This window comes from Natrinema halophilum (genome assembly GCF_013402815.2).
Taxonomy (GTDB): domain Archaea; phylum Halobacteriota; class Halobacteria; order Halobacteriales; family Natrialbaceae; genus Natrinema; species Natrinema halophilum.
In genome coordinates this window covers 3,516,272-3,531,538 of record NZ_CP058601.1, presented here as the reverse complement: position 1 = coordinate 3,531,538, position 15,267 = coordinate 3,516,272, and the positions used below count along the sequence as shown (strand labels likewise).

General features: G+C 63.0%; 15 protein-coding genes. 7 read left to right on the top strand and 8 right to left on the bottom strand.

The window, feature by feature from the left end:
* Positions 1–508: 508 nt before the first annotated feature.
* Positions 509–703, top strand: a complete 195-nt coding sequence (locus HYG82_RS37770) for a hypothetical protein (RefSeq protein ID WP_179262840.1) — start codon at positions 509–511, stop codon at positions 701–703.
* A gap of 17 nt (positions 704–720) precedes the next feature.
* Here HYG82_RS37770 and HYG82_RS37765 read toward each other — a convergent pair whose 3' ends face one another.
* A complete protein-coding gene (locus HYG82_RS37765) occupies positions 721–1,653 on the bottom strand; it encodes a Vms1/Ankzf1 family peptidyl-tRNA hydrolase (RefSeq protein WP_179262839.1) in 933 nt (310 codons plus the stop codon).
* A gap of 29 nt (positions 1,654–1,682) precedes the next feature.
* Positions 1,683–2,075, bottom strand: a complete 393-nt coding sequence (locus HYG82_RS37760; protein ID WP_179262837.1) for a DUF5802 family protein — start codon at positions 2,073–2,075, stop codon at positions 1,683–1,685.
* A 371-nt stretch (positions 2,076–2,446) separates the two neighbouring features.
* Between HYG82_RS37760 and HYG82_RS37755 the strand changes: the two genes are divergently transcribed.
* Together HYG82_RS37755 and HYG82_RS37750 are read left to right on the top strand one after the other, a co-directional pair.
* The gene (locus tag HYG82_RS37755) at positions 2,447–3,250 is read left to right on the top strand and encodes a hypothetical protein (protein ID WP_179262835.1); all 804 of its coding nucleotides are present in this window, start codon (positions 2,447–2,449) and stop codon (positions 3,248–3,250) included.
* A 156-nt stretch (positions 3,251–3,406) separates the two neighbouring features.
* Entirely contained in the window at positions 3,407–4,066 is a 660-nt protein-coding gene (locus HYG82_RS37750) for an ArsR/SmtB family transcription factor (RefSeq protein ID WP_179262833.1), read from the top strand.
* A 93-nt stretch (positions 4,067–4,159) separates the two neighbouring features.
* On the opposite strand, the gene HYG82_RS37745 is transcribed toward HYG82_RS37750, so the two are convergent.
* Positions 4,160–4,792: a DUF456 domain-containing protein gene (locus HYG82_RS37745; protein WP_179262831.1), complete on the bottom strand. Its 633-nt coding sequence runs from the start codon at positions 4,790–4,792 to the stop codon at positions 4,160–4,162.
* 87 nt (positions 4,793–4,879) lie between these two features.
* Between HYG82_RS37745 and HYG82_RS37740 the strand changes: the two genes are divergently transcribed.
* Both HYG82_RS37740 and HYG82_RS37735 read left to right on the top strand, forming a co-directional pair.
* The gene (locus HYG82_RS37740) at positions 4,880–5,089 is read left to right on the top strand and encodes a hypothetical protein (protein WP_179262829.1); all 210 of its coding nucleotides are present in this window, start codon (positions 4,880–4,882) and stop codon (positions 5,087–5,089) included.
* A gap of 53 nt (positions 5,090–5,142) precedes the next feature.
* On the top strand, positions 5,143–5,364 hold the full coding sequence (locus HYG82_RS37735) for a hypothetical protein (protein WP_179262827.1): 222 nt from the start codon (positions 5,143–5,145) through the stop codon (positions 5,362–5,364).
* Between the two features lie 113 nt (positions 5,365–5,477).
* Here HYG82_RS37735 and ppsA read toward each other — a convergent pair whose 3' ends face one another.
* Complete coding sequence (ppsA, locus tag HYG82_RS37730; protein WP_179262825.1) at positions 5,478–7,820, bottom strand: phosphoenolpyruvate synthase; 2,343 nt, start codon at positions 7,818–7,820, stop codon at positions 5,478–5,480.
* Between the two features lie 262 nt (positions 7,821–8,082).
* Between ppsA and HYG82_RS37725 the strand changes: the two genes are divergently transcribed.
* Positions 8,083–8,724: a hypothetical protein gene (locus tag HYG82_RS37725; RefSeq protein WP_179262823.1), complete on the top strand. Its 642-nt coding sequence runs from the start codon at positions 8,083–8,085 to the stop codon at positions 8,722–8,724.
* Between the two features lie 15 nt (positions 8,725–8,739).
* Here HYG82_RS37725 and HYG82_RS37720 read toward each other — a convergent pair whose 3' ends face one another.
* The 3 genes from HYG82_RS37720 to thiC all read right to left on the bottom strand — a co-directional run bounded on the left by HYG82_RS37720 (position 8,740) and on the right by thiC (position 12,635).
* On the bottom strand, positions 8,740–9,639 hold the full coding sequence (locus HYG82_RS37720; protein ID WP_179262821.1) for a PhzF family phenazine biosynthesis protein: 900 nt from the start codon (positions 9,637–9,639) through the stop codon (positions 8,740–8,742).
* Between the two features lie 104 nt (positions 9,640–9,743).
* Positions 9,744–11,090: an alpha/beta hydrolase gene (locus HYG82_RS37715; protein WP_179262819.1), complete on the bottom strand. Its 1,347-nt coding sequence runs from the start codon at positions 11,088–11,090 to the stop codon at positions 9,744–9,746.
* 105 nt (positions 11,091–11,195) lie between these two features.
* Positions 11,196–12,635: a phosphomethylpyrimidine synthase ThiC gene (thiC, locus tag HYG82_RS37710; RefSeq protein WP_179262817.1), complete on the bottom strand. Its 1,440-nt coding sequence runs from the start codon at positions 12,633–12,635 to the stop codon at positions 11,196–11,198.
* Positions 12,636–13,020: 385 nt separating this feature from the next.
* Between thiC and HYG82_RS37705 the strand changes: the two genes are divergently transcribed.
* Positions 13,021–13,749 (top strand): sporulation protein, encoded by a 729-nt coding sequence (locus HYG82_RS37705; protein ID WP_179262815.1) that lies wholly within the window; start codon positions 13,021–13,023, stop codon positions 13,747–13,749.
* Positions 13,750–13,807: 58 nt separating this feature from the next.
* On the opposite strand, the gene HYG82_RS37700 is transcribed toward HYG82_RS37705, so the two are convergent.
* Positions 13,808–15,256: an MATE family efflux transporter gene (locus HYG82_RS37700; protein WP_179262813.1), complete on the bottom strand. Its 1,449-nt coding sequence runs from the start codon at positions 15,254–15,256 to the stop codon at positions 13,808–13,810.
* Positions 15,257–15,267 lie beyond the last annotated feature (11 nt).

Sequence of the window (15,267 nt, the reverse complement as noted above, 5' to 3'; positions counted from 1 at the left end):
TTAACCCTGGATCATCCGAAGCGTCGAGTTCGTCTCGCAGCGGGTCTCCATCCCTCGAGTCGACCGAGGTCGATCCGCTTCGTGTGCACTCTGACCGCTACTCCACGCGCGTATCTGGGCTTCGACAATCTCGTTCGGCGCCAGGTTGTGTCTCGAGGTTTGGTCGCCACGGACGTGATGCCGCCCGATTTCGGTCGCGCTGGCGACCGTGTACACCCCCTCATTACTACCGTACTGTTCGCGGAGGTTGCCTTCGAAGTCGGATCGATTCGATCAAAAGGTCGTTCCCGGAACAGATGACGGGATAGAACCGTTTCGGCGACGACCGAATCGTCCGGCGGTTGATTGTTTCGATAGCAACAACTCCCCGTTTCAGATCGCGGGACTGCTCCGTCGTCAGGCCGGAACCGTCCGTGCGGTGAAACGGGAAAAACTGTTCTGACCCGATCCGGTTCGCGCCGGCCAACGGACGATGCTATTATGTACACTGCCTGTGGTAACAAGTAGCATGAACGGAGTCCTGAACGAAACGACCAACAAGATCCACAAGTACGAGGCCGGACGGTCCGACTTTCAGACTGCGTGCGGGGCGACGTCACACGTCGCTCACGAGCACCTCCGGCTGATCCCCATCGAACAGGCGGTCAGTGAATCCGAAGCAATCCGTTGTGGGCGCTGTTTCACCGACGGAAATGGCTACTGACGTCTAACTGATAGGGGTTACAAAATCCGTAACTCCGTCGTCCAGAACGAACGAACGGCGTCCTCGAGCGCCTGCTTCGGCGCACCGGTCGCATCAACGGCGGCCGTCGCGGCCGGCTGTAGCTGTGAATCATCGACCAGTGCATCGACGACGCCGCGCTGACCGACGAGATAGAGCGGTACATCAGTTCGTTCGCCGCCGCGTTCGTACGCAGCGAGAGCCGTCCGACAGCGTTCGAGGTGTTCGTCGATCTGCTCGTCGCGAATCCGTTCGAATCGTGCCTGCGAAAAGCCCCCCTTCGAGTGGCTTCCTTTGACGTTGCTCTCGAACCCTCGATAATCGATGCGTTCGTCGCCCTCGTAAACGCCGAGCGCGAAGAGGTCGGTCCGCACTACTGCGAGAGCGTGCGTCCCGGTCGGCAGAAACCACTCGCGCTCGAGGGCAAATCGGTCATCCCAGGTGGCCATCGGGTCCGGATCGGTCGGCGGCTCGAGGGTCACGGCGATCAGGCCCGCGTCGTCGACACAACACAGACACGGCGCAGCGTCGTCGACGAGCGCGACACGTTCGCCGAGAACGTCGGCCAGTTGCGTTCGGACCGACTCGGTAAGCCCGTCGTCGGCGACCCCGATAGTCAACGCTCCTTCGGCACCAGTTCGGAACGATGCGAGTCGATCGACGAGTTCTTCGAGGCGATCCCTTCGAAGGAGATCACGACCGCGGACGTCGAGACCGCCGTCGTCTGCGTTTTTCCGCTCGAGTTCGCCCTCTAACTGGGCTATTCGGTCTTCGAGGCGGTTGATCCGCTCTTCGGCGTCCTGTCTGGCCGTCGCGGCCTCGGCCCGGCGATCGGATTCGGCCTCGTAACGCTTTCGCAGCCGGTCGTTTTCATCTTCGAGGTCGTCGATTCGCTCTTTGAGCGATGCACGGCCGAGTAACTCGTCGAGCATCCGGCCGAAGACGGGAAGCGAGCGTACTTTTAAGTTCCGGCACCGGGCAGGTCGTCGTCCGGTGACCCAAAGCGTTCGGTTTGCCAGCCGCCGGTGAGTTCGAGCAGCTGTCGGGCCTGTTCTCGACGGGCGAGAAACACTTCCCGTAACGAAGGCGGATTCCTGATGTCGGTCCCCTCGAGCATCGGTTCCGGCAGTGCGAGCGTGTTCGACGGAACGTCCGCCGCCCCGTGAACCGGAAAGTGTCGCGACTCGAGTTTCATCACGAGCGGCGCGTCGAGTCGCTCGAGTCCGTCGTCGGTCGCGTACACTTCCTCGTTGATGCGTTCGTGTTGCTCACTGTGCATACGTGCACAGTTCCCGTCGGTGGGAGTCACGTACAGGCGTCCGAGATAGTAGCTCCGCGAAAAGACCTCGAACATGCTAGTTAGTACCATGGTCCGGGAGAACATAACTGTTTGCAGATACGTTTATATCGCCGCGCTAATGGACTAATTGCCGAGGCGACGATTCGCCGACTGAACCGCCAGCGCGGTGATCGATTTGCGAGTGCCGTTCGGACGACATATCACGTCCGATAGAGTACAGCGGCCGTCAGTGAACGATGTTCGAACGGACGAAACAGTTCGAACGGTGACGTCGAATCGCGGTATTTCACCCGCCGCACTTGCACCGATAACGGAGACTGCAACCGTCTTAAACGCTCAAAACGAATCTCACCGTCTGTTCGAACAGAGTGAACGGTTCGAACGAAGGTCAGTCTTTTTAGTACGTTTGAATCAACAACAATTCAATGGTTCCAACCCGATCGGTGGCTCTTCTTGCGGTCCTCACCGCCGTCGGCATCGCGATCGCACCGCTCGCAAGCGGTGCCATCGCCAGTCCGTTCGTTCAGGGCGAGACTGGCGATTCCGAGACGGCGACGACGAACGCATCCGTTGGGACGCTTATGCAGGCGAGTGCAGCCGACACCGAAAGTACAGTCGAATCGGGCATGTTCGAAGCGGCATACGAGCATGCGGATACCGAAAATCGGTCCGCGATCGTCCGCAATCGGGCGGCCGAACTCGAGGCGCAGGTAGACGAACTCGAGGCCGAACGCGACCGCCTTCGATCTCGACGAGACAAGTTCACACGAAGCGAATACCAGTCCCGAATGGCGAAGCTGACGGTCGAAATGGCCGGTCTCGAGCGCTCGATCGAGCGAGCCGAGCGGCGCGCAGGCGAAGTCGGCGTTTCCGAGAGTCGGCTTGCGACTCTCCAAGAGCAGGCGTCGGTCATACGGCAGAACGCGTCGGAGCAAGCCGGCTCGAACATTTCGGCGATGGCTCGAGGGCTGGCTGGAAGTGATGGCCCGCCCGGCTTCACGACGAAGCCACCGGCCGATCCCGACCAACCCGGTAACGACGGGAAACCCGAAACCGTCGACGATCCACGAAACGGTTCGGGTACGGGGGCGCCCGACGGACCGCCCGCTGACTCAGGATCGCCGACCGAAAAAACGACCGGCGGGTCCAACACTGAGTCAGGCTCCGGGACCGAAAGCGGGTCCAGCACCGAGACACGAACAGGTGCCGACAGCGATAGTGGCTACTGAACGTGGGTGCACGCCCGACCGTACGTCGGCTGTGCGATCGATAGTAACCGGTTTGGGTGGTACTAAAACCCAAGAAGCAATTGTTCTCGTCGAAAATTTTCGCTCACGTCCGACGAGCAGACACGCTTTTCAGCGCCGATCACTAACCAGCACTCGATGGACTCCGCCGCGTTGTTGGATTTGCTCGGGAACGAAAACAGGCGGCGAATTCTTCGATTGCTCGCCCGCAAACCCTGTTACGTCACCGAAATTTCGGACTACCTTGGCGTAAGCCCCAAGGCGGTCATCGAACACCTCCGCAAACTCGAGGAAGCGGGGTTGATCGAAAGTCGGGTCGACGATCAACGGCGGAAATACTTCCACATCGCCAGGAACGTTCGACTGGAAGTGAACGTTTCTCCGTACGGATTCGCGAGCAAAAGCGCATACCCATCGAACAATAGTTTTGATATCACGACCTGTCGCCACCTCTCGCTCGACGTTTCCTGGGACGATTCGAACAGTCTCGACGAGTTGCTCGGCGCCCTCGAGGATTTAGAACAGCTCGAAAACGAGCTCTCGCTGGCCCAGCGATGGGTTCAAGGTCGACTCTGTGACGTCCTCGACCAGATATCCGAAAGCGTCGGGGCCGGTCCGGAAAGCCGGATCTACGCTGATCTACTTGCGAGCGTCCGCTCGGAGCCGAAATCGGTCGGCGAACTCAGTGACGACATCGACGCGCCCCGCGAAGTCGTCGCCGAGTTACTCGAGGTGATGGCAGACAGCGGAGTCGTTCGCCGAACTGAGCGCGGCTGGGAACTGACGACGGCCGGGTGACTGTTCCGTTCGACTCCCGCGTTGCTCGAACGGCGGGATCGGTGGCGGGCCACCCGCTCTGTTAACTCCGCTCCCTGTGCTACAGCTGCGACCTCAAATATCGCGTGAAAGGCCGTCGCGCAGGTCGCGACCGAAATAGTAACCGCCGACCGCCGCGAACAACCCGGCGGTCGCCCCGACTGCGACGAGTGTCTGTCCCGAGCCGGCGACGGCGAGCATCGTATGACTGAGTACCGCAGCGACACCGCCGACCGAAACACCGGCGGCGCTTATCTCGAGATACTGGCGGTTCGAGCCGATCAGACCGGCGGCGAACGCACCGACGAACATACCGATCACGCGCCCGCCGAAGGGCAGTACGGTTGCGCCGGCCACCAGGCCGATACCGAGGGTGAGAACGAGGGCGAGAAACACCTTCGGCGAGAAGTACCGCCCGAGCGAGAGCCGCGACGCGAGCGGCGACGTGAGCCGCGAGAGCCGCGACCGCGACGCACCGGTTTCGGATTCGGCGGTGGGTTCGGGTTCGCTCGGCCGTCCGTGACCCGATCCGCCGACAGCCCTCGACGACTCATCGTCGCTCGCCACAGATGACGGACCCGCGGAGCCGGACGCTCTGCCCCCCGAATCCGCCCCCGTCTCCGAGAGGAGCCGATCCGTCTCCTCGAGAAGGTCGTCGGTGGCGGAGGCGTCCCGATTCGTGGTCGCCTCGTTCGAACGGTCGCTCATATGCGAACGGAGGGCGGCCTCCGTCATGGACCTTTCCCCGCCCGCAGCGGCCACAGCATATAGGGTGGCGCCGGTCGGACCGGTACTATGGCGTGGATCTCCGCGGCAACGATCGGGGTCCTCTCCGTCGGCACCGGTGCGTTCGTCTACCTGCTCGTGGCAAATCTCGAGCCACAGCCGGAGTATCCGAATCTGATGACTGCTCTGCTACGCCTTATCGGGATCGGGATCGCGGTCTGTGGCGTCGGGATCGGCGTGGCGTTTCTCGTCGCCGCCGGACTGGCGTACACCGGGTGACGTCTCGCGCCGAGAAGGCCGTTTTTTCACGGTCGTGCTGGTAGGCCACCGGTATGGATACCGACCTGCTCGCGTTCGGGTTCGCCGCACTGGCACTCGGACTCGGGTTCCTGATCGTCGCCCGACGGCTCTCCGCCCGTCTCGAGGTTGCCGCCGACGTCCGACGTTCTCTGCGGCTATTGACGGGGTTGATCGCGGCCATTCTCGTCCTCACCGGCCTCGGCCTCCTCGTCGTTGGCGTCGTCTCGTCGTCGGCGATGAATCCGATACCGTGACCAGTCGACTTGGAGTGAGCGCGGAAGGAGCGACAATCGGATACCTCGAGAAGACGAGTCCGCATCCCGTCGCGAATCCCAGAATCAGCGGTCGAAGGTAAAGGTGTTCGACGTTACCGAACCGAATCGAGTAGCAGCTTTTGTTCGACCCGCTTGACCTCGTGTTGGACGTCGCGAACGGCGTCAATGTTGGCCGAGATCGAGCCGATGCCTTCGTTGACGAGGAACCGGACCATCTTGGGTTTAGAACCGGCCTGTCCGCAGATGCTCGTGTCGACGCCGTGTTCCCGGCAGGTCTCGATGACGTCGCCGATGAGCCGCAACACGGCAGGGTGCAGTTCGTCGAAGCGATCGGCGACGTTCTCGTTGTTTCGGTCGACCGCGAGTGTGTACTGCGTGAGGTCGTTGGTACCGAACGAAGCGAAGTCGATGCCCGCTTCGGCCATCCCGTCGACTGAGAGCGCGGATGCCGGCGTCTCGATCATCGCGCCCCAGCGGCGTTTTTTCGGGTCGATTCCCGCCTCTTTCATCAATTCCTTCGCCCGAAGGACGTCCTCGGCGTCGTTGATCAGCGGGAACATGATCTCGACGTTGTCGTACCCCATCTCGTAGAGGCGACGGAACGCCTCGAGTTCGTGTGCGAAGACCTCCGGCCGATCGAGCGAGCGCCGGATGCCACGATAGCCGAGCATCGGGTTGTGTTCTTCGGGCTCGTTTGCCCCCCCTTCGAGTTGGCGGAATTCGTCGGTGGGTGCATCGAGCGTTCGAACGCGGACGGGACGCGGGTAGAACTCGTCGGCAACGCTCCGGATCCCGTCGACTAGCTCCGTGATGTAGGCGTCCTCGCCGTTCTCTTCGATGAACTTCGCCGGGGTCTGGTTCAACGAAAGGATCATGTGTTCGGTCCGCAAGAGACCGACGCCGTCGGCTCCCGTCGCGGCCGCGCGTTCGGCAGCTTCCGGGATCGAGACGTTGACCTTGACCTCCGTCGCCGTCATCGGTTTGATGGGCGACTGCGGCCGAACCTCCTCGACCGGTTCGGTTTCCTCTTCGGGTTCGACTTCGCTTCCCTCGAGAACGGACCCCTTGTCGCCGTCGAGCGTGACGACCTGCCCGTCTTCGAGAACGGTCGTCGCGTTGGTCGTCCCGACGATAGCGGGTACGCCGAGTTCCCGTGAGACGATGGCGGCGTGGCTGGTCATACCGCCTTCGTCGGTGATGATGCCGGAGGCCCGCTTCATCGCGGGTACCATGTCTGGCATCGTCATCTCGGTGACGATGATGTCGCCCTCGCCGACCTTTGCAAGGTCGTCGAGTTTGGTGACGATCCGCGCGGGACCGCTGACCGTGCCGGGGCTCGAACCGAGGCCGTCGACGAGAGCGGTCCCGGTGGAACTCGAGTCCGTGCCGGATGCGCCCGCGCCGCCCTCGGTGGCCTGTACGCTGCCGCTGCCGTCGGTAAGCCCCTTCGCGACGTCGACCCCGTCGGTCGCGTCCGCCACATCGCTCCCGCCGTCGTCGATCGTGGTGATCGGCCGCGATTGGAGCATGAAGACCTCTCCGTCGACGATCGCCCACTCGACGTCCTGGGGTTCACCGTAGTGGTCCTCGACGCGTTCGCCGAGGTCCATGAGGGCGTCGATCTCGTCGTCGGAGATGACCCGCGCGGTTCGCTTGTCTTCGGGTACCTCTCGCTCGACGGTCTGGCCGGTCGCCTCGTCTTTCTCGTGCATCACCTTCTTCTCGGCGACGGTGATATCGACGTCTCGGTCGTCACGGTCGATCACGTAGTTGTCCGGGGAGACGGCACCGGAGACGACGGCTTCACCGAGACCCCACGCGGCTTCGATGATCATCGTCGGGTCGCCCGTCGAGGGGTGGCTCGTGAACATCACTCCGGATTTCTCGGCGTCGACCATCTGCTGGACGACGACCGCGATGTTCACGACGGAGTGGTCGAACCCTTGCTCCTTGCGGTAGTAAATCGCCCGCTGTGTAAACAGCGAGGCCCAACACTCCCGGACGCGGTCGAGGAGGTCTTCTTCGGTGACGTTGAGGAAGGTCTCCTGCTGACCGGCAAACGAGGCGTCGGGCAGGTCCTCGGCGGTCGCCGACGAGCGAACGGCGACGAACGCCTCGCCGTCGCCGACCTCGAGGTAGCTCTCGAGGATCTCCTCCCGCAGGTCCTCGGGGAACGGCGTCTCGAGAATGAGTTCCTGTGCGCGATCTGCGGCGTCGGCCAGCGCGGCCGAGTCGTCAACGTCAACGTCGACGGACGCGAATAGTTCTTCGTCGATTTCGGCTTCTTCGATGAACGATCGATAGGTTCCCGCAGTGACCACGAATCCCTGTGGGACGGGGAGCCCCGCACCCGTCAACTCGCCCAGGGAAGCGCCTTTGCCACCGACCCGCTCGAGGTCGCCGGCACTGATCTCATCCAGCCAGAGTACAGCCATCTCTATTGTTGTGGTCACTCGACCGAATAAAGAAGGTTGCGAACGCCGCCTCCCAGCACTCACTCGTGATCGAATTAGTTCTCCGACAATGGACGACGAGCGGGCATCTTCAACCGCGAACGGCAGCGGACCGATATCGGGAACGCTCCGACTGCGATTCTCCGGCGGTCATGGGTGTCTACTTTCGCGACCGTGTCTCGAATTGACAGCAATATCTTCTGACACCCACAGCGGTTATACAACTCCAGTGAGTGTCGCCACTATGACTATTCGAACCCCGTTCGGATGGGCACTCGTCTATCGGACGATCGCGGTCGGATCGTTAGTACTCGGATTGGCCCTGGTCGCCGCCGGACTGTTCGCGGGCTTCGGCGGTGCGGCGACGACGCTGATTACCGAGCCGCTGAATCCGGATCTCGCGCTCGAACAGGCGAATCCGATGATCACCGTACTCTTTGCCGCCTTCGGTATCGTCGTCTGGCAAGTTGGGAAGACGTACGCGCTGTTCATGACGCTTCCCCGTGCGGCAGGTCAGGCCGCCGGCGGCCAGATCGATTCGAACCGCGTCGCGAGCGAAGTCCGCGAGGGGATCGACGACCGCCTCGCCCAACTGGAGGCCGAACTCGAAGAAACTCGCCGAGCGGTCGAAGCCCTCGAGGCCGGCGATCGGCGGACGACCGGCGAACAACCAGCGTCCTTCGGTGACGACGAGTCGGCGACGTGGAAAACCAGTTCGTCCGGGTCGTCACCGCTGCCGCCCTCGAGCCCACACCACGCTACGAGGGATGGAACCGAGGTTGGCGACGACGAGACCAGCAGCGATACCGGAGACGGCGGTGAGACCGACGGCGACGCGGTCGGCGACCGCGACGAAAGCGACGATGCCAGCGATCCGCTCGCCTGAGTCGGGTCGGTCGGATCAGGCTTCGAGAATCTCGTCGTCGTTCGCCTCGGGAACGACGATCGAGCCGTCGAGCGCGGTCACACCGCGACCGCCGACCTGTACCGCGTCGTGGAGGCGAACACGAACCCGTCCCGGTCGATCCACGTAATGGCCCTGCTCGAGGCGGAGTTCCTCGGGCAGGTCGTCGTCGAACGCCTCGAAGTGATCCAGGTACGCGCCGACGGCTCCGCTTGCGGTGCCGGTGACGGGATCTTCCGGGACGCCCGCTCCCGGCGCGAACATGCGGCCGTGCGCGGTTGATTCGCCATCGAGCGCGTCGAACGTAAAGAGGTAGATACCCGTCGCGTCGACCGCGTCGGTGAGTGATTCGACCGCGGCCATGTCAGGCTCTGCGTTCCCGACGTCCGAGAGGTACGTGATCGGGATGACAAGGAACGGAAGGCCGGTCGAAGCTACCGCCGGCGGAAGATCGGCGCTCGCCCCCTCGAGTGCGGCACGATCGACGCCCAGCGCGTCGGCGATGCGGTCGTAGCCGACGTCGACCTCGCCGACTGTCGGCTCATCCTGGCTCATCCAGATCGTCCCGTCGGATTCGACGTCGATCTCGAGCATGCCGACGTTCGTTTCGATGGTCGTCGGTCCCGATTCGAGTCCCTCGTCGTGGAGGTGCGCGAAGGTGGCGATCGTCGCGTGACCGCAGAGATCGACCTCCTGTGTGGGCGTGAAGTAGCGAATTCGTCTCTCTGCAGCGCTGCTCGAGCGAAGGAACGCCGTCTCGCTGACAGCCATCTCGGCGGCAATCGACTGCATCTGGTCGTCCGAGAGGCTGTCTGCGTCCGGAACGACTCCCGCCGGATTCCCGGTCAGCGGCTCGTCGGTGAACGCATCGACCTGCACGATCCGTGTCGTTTCCATACGACGTGGATCGGACGACCGCCGTATCAATCCTCGGTCAGCGAGCAGGACGACGCGCGTCGGGTCAGCGACGACTCGCCGATCCACCCCGCGATCACCACCGACTACAATTCGCCGATCCACCCCGCGAGATCGTCGACGACCTGCTCGGAGACGTTGTTTCGAACGGCGTAGGCGAACTCGACCGACGGCCCCTCGCCCGGCATGAACAGGTGGTTGAGACCGTCGTACGTTTCGAACGTCGTCTTCGATCGGCCTTCGAGTTCGGTCTGCCAGCGCTCGAGGTCGTCGGCCACGGTGACCTGAAAGTCTCGATTCCCCTGCAACAGGCAAAGCGGCACGTCGACATCCCGTGCAGTCTGGAACTGGTCGTACGACGCCAGGCTGTCCCAGAAGGCACCGGGTTTACCGAGGAGGGTGTCGCTCGGCTCGTAGTCGCCCGCCCGAACTCGATCGATCTCGTCGGCCCACTGGTCGTAGACGTCCGCCAGGGCGTCCCACTCGAGGGAGCCGACCGAAATCTTGTGCTCGAGTTGGGCGAGCGTCAGTTCGTGATACGGGCGCGCCGGCGCGGCCAGTCCGACGATCCCGGCGAGGTTCCCGTCCCGAGCGGCAATTTTCGGTGCCGCTGTTCCACCGAGTCCGTGACCGACGACGACGATGCTGTCGCCGTCGACGCCATCGACGCCACGGAGTCGCTCGATCGCGGCGAGCGCGTCGTCACCGGTAACCTGATCGATGGTGTACTGCCCGGGATCTATCTCGCAGGCGGGAATGCGCTTGTCGTAGCGAAGGGTCGCGAGACCCTGTGTCGCGAGTCCCTCAGCCAGATCGACGAACGCTTTCGTCCCGCCCTGTGTGGTGTCCCGGGTCGACGGGCCGGAGTCGTGTAGGAAAACGACACCAGGTACCGCGTCGCCGCCGTCAGCTGACGACGTTACGGTTCCTTGCAGCGAGCAGCCGTCGACCTCGAGTTGCAGATCCTGTTTCGTAACCGCGCTCGGATCGACGTACGTCGGTCGCTCGTACTCGTCTGCGATCCCACAGTTACGCAGCCGCCCCGTTTTGTTTTTGTCCACGACCACGCGGCACGCATGATCGCCCCCCTCGAACGACAGTGCCAGGTCGACCAGAACGACGCCGCTTCGCGCCGTTTTACTCGTTTCGTCGATCCCGTCGAACGCACCGGCGACGGCGGTGTATGCCATCCAGAGCCGCTCGAGTCTGGCCGGATCGCCGTACTTCGTGCGATCGCGCTCGGCGAATCGTTTGCTCGCTCGCTCGAACTCCTGGTTTGCGAGATCGTCGATGAACGCCGTCGCGACATCCGTGGGCGTTTTCTGACCGCTGCCATCGGTGGTCTCGTTAGCGAGCAGGTCGGAACAGCCGGCCGCTGCTGCGGCTGTCGTCGTCGATACTGCTGCGAGGAGGGTCCGCCGTCGGGGTGCCATCGGTACCGGACCGACCACAGTGTATCGGATAAAGACGAGGTCGTTTCTCTGTGACTGTACTCGTATTTTACATGCGAAGGCACCGCTGCGGGTTCACGTCCGGAATCAATCGTCAGTCGACTCTTCGAGCGAGGCGGCGTGGTCCGCGACCGGCGGCAAGTCATCCGATTCGTGGGTGCCGACCGGCGGCAGGTTTACCATCGCCGCGGGCGACGCCTCGAGGTCGGTCCCGGCGTCGGGTTCGAGCGACTTCATCTCGCCGTCAGCCCTCGCATCCTGATCGATCCGCATCGAACAGAACTCCGCGCCGCACATCGAGCAGAAGCGCGCTTCCTTGTAGTTGTCGCCAGGGAGCGTCTGATCGTGGAACGACCGGGCGCGGTCCGGATCGAGCGCGAGGCTGAACTGTTCGCGCCAATCGAACTCGTAGCGGGCCTCGGAAAGGGCGTCGTCCCAGTCTCGAGCGCCGGGCCGTTCTGTGGCCACGTCGCCGGCGTGAGCCGCGATGCGGTACGCCGCGAGTCCCTCGCGCACGTCTTCTTCTTCGGGAAGTCCGAGGTGTTCTTTGGGGGTGACGTAACAGAGCATCGCCGCGCCCGCCTGCGCGGCGATTGCAGCGCCGATAGCGCTCGTGATGTGGTCATAGCCCGGCGCGATGTCCGTCACGAGCGGCCCGAGGACGTAAAACGGGGCGCCGTCGCAGACGTTCTGCTGTCGCTCGACGTTCTCGGCCACCTTGTGCATCGGGACGTGGCCCGGCCCTTCGACCATCACCTGGACGCCGCGGTCCCAGCCGATTCGCGTGAGTTCGCCCAGCGTATCGAGTTCGGCGTACTGGGCCTCGTCGCATGCATCCGCCAGACAGCCCGGTCGAAGGCTATCCCCGAGACTAAAGGTAACGTCGTGTTCGGCGAAGATCTCACAGATATCCGGGAAGATCTGGTAGAGCGGGTTCTGCTCCCCGTGTTCTTCCATCCACTTCGCCATGATCGACCCGCCGCGGGAGACGATTCCCGTCTTCCGCCCGTCAGTCAGCGGCAGATGTTCGGCGAGGATCCCCGCGTGGATCGTCATGTAATCGACCCCTTGCTCGGCCTGCTTTTCGATGACCTCGAGCAACAGGTCTTTCGTGATTGCTTCGGGGCTGCCGGCTCGCTTGACCGCCTCGTACAGCGGCACCGTCCCGATCGGAACCGGCGAGTGCTCGACGTGGGCTTCTCGAATCTCGTCCAGATCGCTCCCGGTGCCGAGATCCATCACCGTATCTGCCCCGTAGTGAACCGCGGTGTGGAGTTTCTCGAGTTCCGTCTCGAGGTCGCTGGTCGTCTCGCTGTTGCCGATGTTGGCGTTGACCTTGGTCGCGAACTCCCGGCCGATGATCATCGGATCGAGCGCGTCGTGGTTCCGGTTCGCTGGGATTACCGCCTGTCCCTCCGCAACTTGCTCGCGGACGAACTCCGGATCGCGGTTCTCTCGTCCGGCGATGCGTTCCATCTCGGGCGTAACCGTCCCGTCGCGGGCGGCCTGAATCTGTGTACGCGCCATCAATAACTAGGTTATATTAATCAATAATAAAGCTCTGGGGGGAAGCTCGATCGGCGATGGAACGCACAGCGGATTCCACGGCTAATTCGTAACGAGCGGCCTGTTTTAGCCATCGTGGAGGGGTAAACGAGTCGCGGAAGGAAGGGCTCTCGAGTCACTGATCGACCAGACGGATTCGACCACCCCGTGGCCAACTGGAACTACGCTTTGGACCGATCAGGATATGACCGGCGACGTACACGGCGGCGAGTTGGAACCGACCGTTATCGACGCACTGGCTCACAGAAGCTAACACCAGGTGCCGGTCGATGACTACCGAGAGAGGGCAGAATCTGGAATTATCAGAAGCAAATAGCTTATAATTGGGACGCCCGAGCACCGTTCTGTGAAACGAATCCTCTCGAGCCTCGGGATCGGCGCAGCGACGGTCGACACGGTACTGCCGACGACGCTGACGGCGGGCGAATCCGTCGATGCGCGCGTCGACGTTACCGGCGGCAACGACGAACAGGAAGTCGACGACATCTACTTCGCGCTCGCGACGCGCTACGAAACCGACGAAAGCACACGATCGGCGAAGATCGATACGTTCCGCGCGGCCGACTCGTTTACGATCGAACCGGACGAGGAACGATCGTTTCCCGTCACGATCGACGTTCCGTACCACACACCCGTCACGATGGACCGCACGAGCGTCTGGCTCGACACCGGCCTCGACATCGACTGGGCGGTCGATCCCGACGACCGAGACGACCTCGAAATCCAACCCGACCCGCTCCGACAGTCGCTGTTCGACGCCCTCGAGTCACTCGGCTTTACGCTTCGAACGGCCAAATGTGAGGCCACGGAATCGCTCTTTGCGAACCACAGATTCGTTCAAGAACTCGAGTTCGTCCCCCGCACCGGCCCCTTCGCCGGCGACCTCGACGAACTGGAAGTCGTGCCGTTACCCGAGGGCGACGGATTCGATCTCTTGCTCGAGGTCGACCGTCGCGGGGGCTTGCTGACCGAACATTTCGACGCGGACGAGCAGACCGACCGACTTTCGCTCAGAAACGATGACGGCGGCGACCTCGAGCGACGACTACGAACGGCGATCGAGCGGAATAGCTGACCCCGCTGGTTCGGATGTACGGGGCAGGTGCGGGGCGCAGGTGTACTCGAGATGACGATTATTCCGCGGCCGATTCAGAATCAGCCGCACCGTGCGGTCCATTCGCTCGTTCGCTTCCATCGACGATCGACTCTTTCCAGGTCCCCCGGGTGAACCACGCGACGGCCGCGAGCGCGCCCACGACGTCGCCGACGACGACGCCGGTCCAGATCCCTGTAGTCCCCCAGTTAGCGACGAAGAGTAGATAGTAGGTGACGGGGACGCGGACGACCCACAGACCGAGGACGGCGAAGACGAGCGCCGTCTTCGTGTTGCCCGCGCCGCGGAATGCGCCCTGAATCACCTGTAGCACGCCCATGAAGACGAAGGCGACCGCAGCGAACCGGAGATACGTTGCGCCGTAATCGATGGTCGCCGCTTTGCCCGGCGCATCGGCCGTCAGGAACGCCGACACGAACGGGTGGGGGAACAGAAACGCGAGCGTTCCCGCTGCGAGCATGACCGCCGCGATGACGCTCGCCGCGATCCGGACCGCCCTCGCCGCCCGGTCGGGGTCGCCGGCACCCAGGTTCTGGCCGACGATCGTATCCGTCGCCTGTCCCATTCCCATCGCGGGGAGAAACGCCAACGAGATCAATCGATTGCCGAGCCCGTAAGCTGCGACCACTGCCGGCGGGAAGGTGACGACCATCGCCGTCATCGCGACCAGCGCGAGCGCAGTCATCGATTGCTCGAGCGCCGTCGGGATCCCGAGTCGCGTGATTTGCCCCACGTACTTCCGACGCGGCCGGAGATGAACCGCCCGAATGTCTGGCCCGACGTCGGTGTAGTACAACAGGTAGAACCCGATCAGCGTCGCGAGCCCCCGCGAGATGAGCGTCGCGACCGCAGCACCCTCGACCTCGAGTCGAGGGAACGGTCCGACGCCGAAGATGAACAGGGGATCGAGCGCGAGATTGATGACGACGCTGACGAGCATCACTCGCATCGGTGCCTGCGTGCTGCCGTAGCCGCGCATGAGCGCGACGAAGACGAAGAAACCGAAGAGAAAGGGCAACCCGAGAAAGAATATCCGGAGGTAGCCGGCAGCCAACGGGATGATCGCGGCCCGCGTCGCTTCGTCGGCCGGCAAGGCGGAAAGCATCGGCTCGGTGACGACGAAACCGACCGCACCCAGACCGGCGGCGACAAACGAGACGAACGCGAGCGTCTGTCCGGCGATCAATCCCGCTTCGCCGCTCTTTGCACCGGTGTGCTGGGCGATCAGTATCGCACCGGCCGCCGTGAAGCCACTGCCAATCGAGATCAGCAAGAAAAGCAGCGGGAAGGCGAGACTCACCGCCCCAACCGCATCAGGGGAGAGCGCACCGAGCCAGAAGGTGTCTCCCACGTTGTACGCGACCTGCAACAGTTGAATGACCACGAGCGGCCACGCCAACCTGATCATGGGTCGCACGAGCGACCCCTCGGTGAGGGCGCCGTCGTCCGACGCATCGCCGACGTCCATATCCGGAAAAT